Genomic DNA, 8,273 nt, shown 5'->3' on the forward strand with positions numbered 1-8,273 from the left:
GCGGGAGTCCTCAGCCGCGCAGCCGGGCCAGCGCCTCCTCGGCGGTCAGGCACCCGGCCGTGGCCAGGTCGAGGTTGGCCAGGGACGCCGCGTGCACCCCGGGGTCGGCGGCGGCCGTGCAGTCCGAAACCACGTGCACGGTGAACCCGAGGTCGGTGCCGTGGCGCGCGGTCTGCTCGACGGTGAGGTTGGTGGCGACACCGGTCACCAGGAGGGTGTCCACGCCCATGGCCGCGAGGCGGTCGGGCAGGTCGGTGGCCGCCAGGCCGGAGAGCCGCTGGTTGTCGGCGACGAGGTCGCGCTCGCCCAGGGCGGCCATCTCGGGGATCAGCGGGGTGCCGGGGGCGTCGGGGCGGAAGCTCTCCTGGGCGTCGCCCACCGCCGCCATGAAGGCGGTGTTGCGGACCAGGGCGCCCCCGCCCTCGGGGACGACGAAGCGGGTGAACACCACGGGCAGGCCGGCCGCGCGGGCGCGGGCGTGGAAGCCGACGGCGCGGCCCACCACCCCGCTGTGCCGGACGGGCTCGCTCAACATGCCGCCGAAGAACCCCTCGGGCCGGATGACGTTCACCTGCCAGTGCAATGCGAGCACTGCGGCCCGCTCGGCTGCGATGGTCATGGCCGCGATCCTGCCACCGCCCCGCCGCGCCCCGCGCGGCGCCCCCCGCGGGCGCGCGCGGCGCGCCGGTCCGGGGGGCCGCCGCCGGGCGGGTCAGTCGGAGACGCTACTGGGCCTGCCCTGGTAGACCATGTCGGCGTAGTCGGGGTGGCGCTGGATCCAGCCCTTGACGAAGGGGCACATCGGCAGCACCGACCGCCCGCTGCCGCGCACGTGGTCCAGCGCGCCGCGCACCAGCGCGCCGCCCACGCCCTTGCCTTCGTAGGCGGGGTCGACCTCGGTGTGGGTGAAGACGATCATCTCGTCGGTGAGCATGTACTCGGCGAACCCGGCGACCTCGCCGCCGGTGCGGGCCTCGTAGCGCTTGCGCTCGGGCGCGTCGCTGACCGCCACGTCCATGGTTCCTCCTGGGCTGGTGGGTGGTGCTCCTGCGGTCGGGGCGCCGGGCGCGGAGCAGGAGCGGCCCCGCGTACGGCGGTGGGACACCTACCCGCTACCCCGCTGCGGCCCGGCGGTGGCGGGCGACGTTGTCGCGCACGGCGGGGGCGACCTCGGCGGCGAAGACCTCGACCTGGGCGGGGTCGTCGCCGGGCGGGGCGAACACGAAGGTGTCCATGCCGTGGTCCAGGGCCAGCGCGGTCAGCTCGTCGATCCAGCGCTCGGGCGGGCCGTGGAGGAACGCGCCGGGGCCGCCGCCGGTGGCGGTGATCTCGCCCATGACGTTGTAGACGCGGCGGACGGCGGCGGGGTCGCGCCCGGCCTCGCGGGCGGCGGTGTCGATGCGGTCGCTCATCTCGGCCAGCCGCTCCGGGGGCACGTAGGAGCTGGAGGGCACCCAGCCGTCGGCGGCGCGGCCGGTGAACTCCAGCAGGCGCGGACCGAGCACGCCCAGCCAGATGCCGACGGGGTGGGCGGGTGCGGGGCCGGGCTTGACTCCGGCGAGGCGGTAGTGGCGGCCGTCGTAGCGGACCGAGCGCTCGCCCGACCACATCAGCCGGATGACGTCGACGGCCTCGCGCAGGGCGCCCGCGGCCTCGCCGGGGGTGCGGGCGGGGCCGCCCATGGCGCCGATGGCGGTCCAGAAGCCTCCGGCGCCCAGGCCCAGCTCGAACCGGCCGCCGGAGAGCACGTCGAGGCTGGCGGCGGCCTTGGCCAGGACGGCGGGCGGGCGCAGCGGGAGGTTGGCGACGTCGGGGAAGACCCGGATGCGCTCGGTGCGGGCCAGCAGGGTGGCCATCAGCGCCCAGGTGTCGAGGTGGCGGCGCTGGTAGGGGTGGTCCTGCACCCCGATCAGGTCCAGCCCGGCGCGGTCGGCGAGCCCGGCCAGCTCCACGGTCTCGGCCAGGCGGTCGGCGTCGGGCGTCGGGAAGACCCCGAAGCGCAGGTCCTGTCCGTAGTCGGGCACGGCCACTCCTCTCGCTGCGGTCCCCGGCCTGCTCGCGGACTGCGGGCTGCGCGCCGTGGGACGTGTAGGCGTCAAGCGGATGGCACCCGGGGCTATTCCGTCCCGACCGAGTCTGCCAAAGACCGGACGTTTCGGACGGGCGGCACGGCGGGGACCGCTGACCCGTCGTGGAAGCTTCACCGGCGGCGGGCGCCGGGGCGCGGTGTTCGTGATCGCGCGGACATTTCGCGGCGGGTATCCGCTTTACGGGTCGACGGGACCGGCACGGCGGCCACTCCCCGCGGCCGGAGAGTCCTGGCGCGCGCAATGCGAGAAGCGTGCTGATTTTTTACATCATTTTTGCGTTGATTGCCCCTTTTCTGGTTGCGACAACTCTCCTGCCGAGTTCCGCGGACGGCCACCGCCTCGATGGCGCTTCACCCAAAGGCCGCATTGGTGTTCTCGCATGGTGGGACAATCGCGCGCGGCAAGCGCATTCCATCCCCGTTGCGGCTCAAGCTCAGCAGTGCGGAGAATCGCCGCCGCGCCACTCCCCCCGCAGCCCGACGGGCGGCCGGCGCGCACAGGCTCCGGGCAGGGAACGGGCATGGAAAAGGAGGCGCCGCTCGCGCGGGCGCCTCCTGCGGCCCCTCCCCTCCAGTGGAGCCGCCCGGTCGCCGGGCACCGCAGGACACCGCTACGCGGACCGTGCGGACCGCGACTCAGCACCCGTAAACCCGCAAAGCGGACGTACCGGCACCGAGCGGACGATCTCGGCTTCCCGGGAAGATGATACATACGCATGGGTCCGCGCGCAGGCGCGGAGGGCGCCGCAATCCGGCCGGTTTCGGCCGCACTCCAGGGGTTTTTCCGCCTGGCCGGTAGCGGAACACCGCCGGGGTGCCCGCGAGGCGGCCACCCCTCCCGGCTCCTACCTCCGTCCCGCCCCGACACCCGCCCGGTCACGCGCGCCCCCTCCCGCGCGAGTGGGACGCGCCGGGCGCCCCTGCCCGCCCTCCGACACGCCGCGTGACACCATGGGCGCAGACGGGAGTACGCGCCGGTCGTCGCGGCAGGCGCGGGCGCGTTGGCACAGGACGGAGCGGGCGTGGGCGATTCCGACGCGGCGGGCGAGGGCGCCCACCGGCACGACGCGGCCGACGCGACCGGCCAAAACGCCGGGGGCGCGGACTCCCCCGCCGACGCACGGCCCCTGGTCACCGACCACCGCACCACCCGGCGCGCCGTCTTCGCCGCCGCGCTGGGCAACGCCACCGAGTGGTACGACTTCGGCGTCTACAGCTACCTGGCCGTGGTCATCGGCGCGGTGTTCTACCCGGCGGCGTCGCCGGCCGTGCAGCTCATCGCGACCTTCACCACCTTCGCCGCGGCGTTCCTGGTGCGCCCCCTGGGCGGCCTGTTCTTCGGCCCGCTGGGCGACCGCGTCGGCCGCAAGCGGGTCCTGGCCATCACCATGATCACGATGGCGCTGGGCACCTTCGCGATCGGCCTGATCCCCTCCTACGGCGCCATCGGCATCACCGCGCCGGTCCTGCTGCTCGCGGCCCGGCTCGTGCAGGGGTTCTCCACCGGCGGCGAGTACGGCGGCGCCACCACCTTCATCGCCGAGTACGCGCCCGACCGCCGCCGCGGGTTCCTCGCCTCGTGGCTGGAATTCGGCACCGTCAGCGGCTACCTGGCCGGCGCGCTGCTGGTCACCGTGCTGACCGCCGTGCTCGACACCGCCGACCTGCACTCCTGGGGCTGGCGGGTGCCGTTCCTGCTGGCGCTGCCGCTGGGCGCGGTCGGCCTCTACCTGCGGCTGCGGCTGGAGGAGACCCCCGTGTTCACCGCCGCGGAGACCTTCGGCCACGAGGGCGCCCACGCCGGCCCCGCCGGGGAGCGCGGCACCCACCGCCTCAGGGAGACCGTGGTCGGCCAGTGGCGGCCGATGCTGCTGTGCGTCGGGCTGGTGCTGGTGTTCAACGTCAACAACTACATGACCACGTCCTACATGCCGACCTACCTCAACGCCGTGCTGGGCTACAGCCCCACCCACGGCCTGCTCATGGCCTTGGCCGCGATGGCGGCGATGCTGCTGACGGTGGCGCTGGTGGGCCGGCTCAGCGACCGCGTGGGCCGCCGCCCGGTGCTGATGTCGGGCAGCGTGTGCACGGTGGTGCTGGCCCTCCCGGCATTCTGGCTGCTCCAGCGCGACACCTCCGCCGGGGTTCTGGCGGGCATGCTGCTGCTGGCGCTCACCCTGGTGCACTTCTCCGGCGCGGCGCCCGCCGCGCTCCCGGCGTTCTTCCCCACCCGGGTGCGCTACGGCGCGCTGGCCATCGCGTTCAACGTCTCGGTGGCGCTGTTCGGCGGCACCACCCCGCTGGTGGCCGAGGCCCTGGTGGACGCCACCGGTAGCCCCTACGCCCCGGCCGCCCAACTGATGCTGGCCGGGGTGATCGGGATCGTGGCGGTGAGCCTCATGGCGGAGTCGGCCAACCGGCCGCTGCCCGGCGCCCGCGCCACCGTGTCGACGCGCGACACCGGCGGCGCGGGCCCGGACGGGCGCGGCCGCTGACCCGGCCGGCCGGCGGCGCGGCCGGCCGGACCCGCGGTGTGCGCCCGGTCAGCGGTTCCAGTCGGGGCGGGTGCTGCCGCGCGACGCCTTGCCGCCGGTCTTGCCCTGCTTCTCGCGGATGCGCATGGTCAGCTTGATCGGGCTGCCCTCGAACCCGAAGTCCTCGCGCAGCCGCCGCTCGATGAAGCGGCGGTAGTTGTCCTCCAGGAACCCGGTGGTGAACAGCACGAACTGCGGGGGCCGGGCGTCGGCCTGGGTGGCGAAGAGGATCTTGGGCTGCTTGCCGCCGCGCACCGGCGGCGGCGTGGCCGCCACCAGCTCCTTGAGCCAGCCGTTGAGCCGCCCGGTGGGGATGCGGGTGTTCCACCCCTCCAGGCTGGCGTCCAGCGCCGGGACCAGGCGCTCCATGTGCCGCCCGGTCTTGGCGGAGATGTTCACCCGCGGGGCCCACGCCACCCGGGAGAGCTGGCGGTCGATCTCCTTCTCCAGGTAGTAGCGGCGGTCCTCATCGAGGGTGTCCCATTTGTTGAAGGCCAGCACCAGCGCCCGGCCCGCCTCCACCACCTGCTCCACCACGCGGATGTCCTGCTCGGCGAGCGGTTCGCTGACGTCCATCAGCACCACGGCGACCTCGGCGCGCTCCAGCGCCGAGGAGGTGCGCACGGTGGCGTAGTAGTCGGCGCCCTGGAGGGCGCGGAAGCGGCGCCGGATGCCGGCGGTGTCGATGAACGTCCACCGCCGCCCGCCCAGCTCGATGATCTCGTCCACCGCGTCGCGGGTGGTGCCGGCCACGGAGTCGACCACCACCCGGTCCTCGCCGGCCAGCCGGTTGAGCAGGCTGGATTTGCCGACGTTGGGCCGGCCCACCAGCGCCACGCGCGGCGGCAGGTCGTCCGCGTCCTCCTCCTCGGGCTCGTGGGTGGCGGGCAGGGCCGAGATCACGGCGTCGAGCAGGTCGCCCGAGCCGCGCCCGTGCAGGGCGCTGACCGGGAACGGCTCGCCCACGCCCAGGTTCCACAGCCCCAGGGCGTCGGCCTCCTGCAAGCCGCCGTCGACCTTGTTGGCGGCCAGGACCACGGGCCGGTTGGTGGAGCGCAGGACCCGGGTGACGGCCTCGTCGGCGTCGGTGATGCCCACCGTGGCGTCGACCACGAACAGGATCACATCGGCGGTCTGCGCGGCGTACTCGGCCTGGCGGGCCACCATGGCGGCCAGGCCGGCGGCGCCGGTCTCCCACCCGCCGGTGTCGACCAGGGTGAACTCGCGGCCCTGCCACGAGGCGTCGTAGGCGACCCGGTCGCGGGTGACCCCGGGGACGTCCTCGACCACCGCCTCGCGCCGCCCGATGATGCGGTTGACCAGTGAGGACTTGCCCACGTTGGGGCGGCCCACCACGGCCACGACCGGCTTGACCCGGACCTCTCCGGTGTCGTCGGCACCGCCGCCGTCGCGGGGTGCGCCACTGCGGGCACGGCTGCTGTCAGTCATCGCGGTAACTCCCGGTTTCGCCGCCCCGCGCGCCCAGGATGCGTGCCGCGGAGCGGAAATGGCGCGGCGCCCGGTCGGGCGCCGCGAGCAGTGCTGTGTGAAGGTGGAACCGCGCCCGGCCGGGCGCGGCGGTCAGACCGCCGCCGAGGATCCCGTCCCGGCGGCCGCCTCGTCGGTCAGCTTGACGACGACGGCGATGACCTCGTCCAGGCTCAGCCCCGTGGTCTCCAGTTCGATCGCGTCCTCGGTGCGGGTGAGCGGCGAGGTGGCGCGGCTGGAGTCGAGGCGGTCGCGCCGCAGCAGGTCGGCGCGGGTGGCCGCGGCGTCGGCGCTGACCTCACGGCTGCGGCGGTCGGCCCGCGCCTCGGCGCTGGCGGTCAGGTAGAGCTTCACAGGGGCGTCGGGGGCCACCACGGTGGTGATGTCGCGCCCCTCGACGACGATGCCTCCGGCCTGGCGCCGCCCTCGCGCGATGATGTCGCGCTGGAGGGCGACCAGGCGCTCCCGCACCTCGGGCACCGCGCTCACGGCGCTGACGTGGGTGGTGACCTCAGGGGTGCGGATCTCACGGGCGACGTCCCGGCCGTCCACCTGGACGGTGGGCGCGGCGGGGTCGGTGCCCATGGTGATGACCGGGTGCGCGGCCGCGGCGGCGACGGCCGCGGGGTCGGTGGTGTCGACCCCGTTGCGGAGCATCCACCAGGTGACGGCCCGGTACATCGCCCCGGTGTCGAGATACCAGAGGTCGCGTGCCGCGGCGACGCCCTTGGCCGTGCTGGACTTGCCCGACCCCGAGGGACCGTCGATGGCCACGACGATTCCTTCGGCGCTGCCCTGCGCGCTCACGTGGTGCTCTCCTCCAGGGTGTGCTTCCATCTCATCTCAGCCATTCAGCCTACAGGCGCCGCGGAGCCCTCGGCACCGGTCGGGCCGCACGGTTCAGGCGTGCACCGACCAGCCCTCGGCGCTGAGCGCCCCCACCAGGCGGTCCACGGCCTCGGGCACCACGAAAAGCTGGGCCACACCCAGCGGCAGGCCGGGCGAGTGGTCGATGCGGACGTCCTCGACGTTGACGTCGGCGGCGCCGGCGGCGGCGAACAGCCGGCCCAGGGCGTTGGGCTCGTCAGGGATCACCACGGGCACCACCGCGTAGTCGGGGGTGCGGGCGGTGCCGTGCTTGCCGGGGATGCGGTCGCGCCCGCGCACGCCGCGCTCCAGCAGGCCCACCACCGAGCGGTCCCACTCCGGCGCCCGGGCCGCGACGGCGGGGTCGTGCTCGCGGGTGCCCGAGCGCAGGGCGTGGGCGGCGGCGGCGAGGTCGGCGGCGATCTCCTCCAGCACCCCGGCGACGGGGGCGGCGTTGTGCGCCAGGATCTCCCGCCACAGCCCGGGGTCGCCGCCGGCGATGCGGGTGACGTCGCGCACGCCCTGGCCGGCCAGGGCCAGCGCGGTGTCGTCGCCGCCGGCCAGGCGGGCGGCCACGGCGGCGGAGGCGACGTGGGGGGCGTGGGAGACCAGGGCGACCGCGCGGTCGTGGGCGGGGGCGTCGAGCATGACGGGCTCGGCGCCGCACAGCCGCGCCAGTTCCACCACGGCGGCCACCGCGACGGGGTCGGACTTGCCGGTGGGGCACAGCGCCCAGGAGCGGCCCAGGAACAGGTCGGCGCGGGCGGCGCCGGGGCCGCTGCGCTCGCTGCCGCCCATGGGGTGGCCGGGGACGAAGGTGGCCATGTCGCAGCCGGCGCGTTCGGCGGCCTCGACGATGCCGGACTTCACGCTGGCGGCGTCGGTGTAGACGTGGGCCAGGGCGCGGTCCTGGGCGGCGCGCAGGACCTCGGGCACGGCCGAGGGCGGGGCGGCGATGACGGCGATGTCGGCGGGCCGCTCGGCGGGGCCGTCGGGAAGGGGCTCCCCGGCGCCCAGTTCGCAGGCCAGCCGCAGGGCCGCGGGGTCGGGGTCGGCGAGGGCGACCGCGACGCCGCGCTCGCCCAGCGCCAGCGCGATGGAGGTGCCGATCAGCCCGGCGCCGACGACCGCGGCGCGGTGGATCCTGGCCACGTGGCTCCTTGGGTGTGGGCCGGTCCGGATGCGGGCCGGTGCGTGCCGTGGCGCGCCGCCGCGGCGGCCGCGCGGGCGCGAACCGGCCGGGCGCGGCCGGCGGGGCGCCCGGCTGAGCGGGCGCGGCGGCGGGCGCGTCCTAC

General features: G+C 75.4%; 7 protein-coding genes. 1 reads left to right on the top strand and 6 read right to left on the bottom strand.

The window, feature by feature from the left end; genetic code table 11:
* Window positions 1–10: 10 nt before the first annotated feature.
* The 3 genes from LG943_RS24800 to LG943_RS24810 all read right to left on the bottom strand — a co-directional run bounded on the left by LG943_RS24800 (window position 11) and on the right by LG943_RS24810 (window position 2,024).
* Window positions 11–619, bottom strand: coding sequence for a cysteine hydrolase (locus LG943_RS24800; RefSeq protein WP_270074782.1), 609 nt, complete (start codon window positions 617–619; stop codon window positions 11–13).
* A gap of 93 nt (window positions 620–712) precedes the next feature.
* Complete coding sequence (locus LG943_RS24805) at window positions 713–1,018, bottom strand: GNAT family N-acetyltransferase (protein ID WP_270074783.1); 306 nt, start codon at window positions 1,016–1,018, stop codon at window positions 713–715.
* A gap of 94 nt (window positions 1,019–1,112) precedes the next feature.
* On the bottom strand, window positions 1,113–2,024 hold the full coding sequence (locus LG943_RS24810) for an LLM class flavin-dependent oxidoreductase (protein ID WP_270074784.1): 912 nt from the start codon (window positions 2,022–2,024) through the stop codon (window positions 1,113–1,115).
* Window positions 2,025–3,216: 1,192 nt separating this feature from the next.
* Here LG943_RS24810 and LG943_RS24815 point away from each other — a divergent pair.
* On the top strand, window positions 3,217–4,584 hold the full coding sequence (locus tag LG943_RS24815; protein ID WP_270074790.1) for an MFS transporter: 1,368 nt from the start codon (window positions 3,217–3,219) through the stop codon (window positions 4,582–4,584).
* A gap of 48 nt (window positions 4,585–4,632) precedes the next feature.
* Here the strand turns inward: LG943_RS24815 and der are convergent, their stop codons facing one another.
* The 3 genes from der to LG943_RS24830 all read right to left on the bottom strand — a co-directional run bounded on the left by der (window position 4,633) and on the right by LG943_RS24830 (window position 8,130).
* On the bottom strand, window positions 4,633–6,072 hold the full coding sequence (der, locus tag LG943_RS24820) for a ribosome biogenesis GTPase Der (protein ID WP_270074785.1): 1,440 nt from the start codon (window positions 6,070–6,072) through the stop codon (window positions 4,633–4,635).
* Window positions 6,073–6,204: 132 nt separating this feature from the next.
* Window positions 6,205–6,918 (bottom strand): (d)CMP kinase, encoded by a 714-nt coding sequence (gene cmk, locus LG943_RS24825; protein WP_270074786.1) that lies wholly within the window; start codon window positions 6,916–6,918, stop codon window positions 6,205–6,207.
* A 93-nt stretch (window positions 6,919–7,011) separates the two neighbouring features.
* Window positions 7,012–8,130, bottom strand: a complete 1,119-nt coding sequence (locus tag LG943_RS24830) for a prephenate dehydrogenase (protein WP_270074787.1) — start codon at window positions 8,128–8,130, stop codon at window positions 7,012–7,014.
* Window positions 8,131–8,273: the final 143 nt, after the last annotated feature.

The sequence above is a fragment of the Streptomonospora mangrovi genome (assembly GCF_027604915.1).
In the GTDB taxonomy this organism is placed as follows: Bacteria; Actinomycetota; Actinomycetes; order Streptosporangiales; family Streptosporangiaceae; genus Streptomonospora; species Streptomonospora mangrovi.